The following is a 487-nucleotide window of genomic DNA, read 5'->3' as shown; positions in this document are numbered from 1 at the left end:
TCGCCGGTTCTGATTGCGCTATGGTGGTTGATACTGACCGGTGACTCGCCCAGCCTGACGGGCTGGCTGGGTCTTCTGGTCAGTGTTGCCGGGCTGATGATTCTGGCGGGCAGCCAACCCGGGCAGGGCGAAAGGGCAGCCATTCCCTGGGCGCTTCTGGCGATGCTTTGCACCAGTGTCTACTCCATTTCCGACAAACTGGCGACCGGCCAACTACCCGGGTTCGCCGCGATCATCGGTTTTGTATCCGTGGGATACAGCGCCGCCTTCCTGGTGCTGACTCTGGCACTGCGACGCCAGACAGGCCGCTGGACGCCGCCACAAAGACTGCCAATTCCGATCATCGTGATTGGTGGGCTGTGCGTAGGCCTTGCCTATGCACTGGTTATCCATGCCATGCGCTTCTTACCTTCCGCGGAGGTCGTTGCCTATTCGAATACGGGAATTGTGCTCGCAACGCTCGCTTCCATTTACTGGTTTGGTGAAA

At 59.3% G+C, this 487-nt stretch carries 1 protein-coding gene; it reads left to right on the top strand.

The window, feature by feature from the left end:
* Positions 1-487 (top strand): EamA family transporter (locus B2W52_RS15000; protein ID WP_286803675.1); only part of this gene is annotated, 487 nt, incomplete at both ends.

The organism is Marinobacter sp. UBA2498 (genome assembly GCF_002341575.1).
Taxonomy (GTDB): Bacteria; Pseudomonadota; Gammaproteobacteria; order Pseudomonadales; family Oleiphilaceae; genus Marinobacter; species Marinobacter manganoxydans.
Note: the sequence above shows the minus strand (reverse complement) of the source record. Positions and strands in the feature narration are given on the sequence as shown.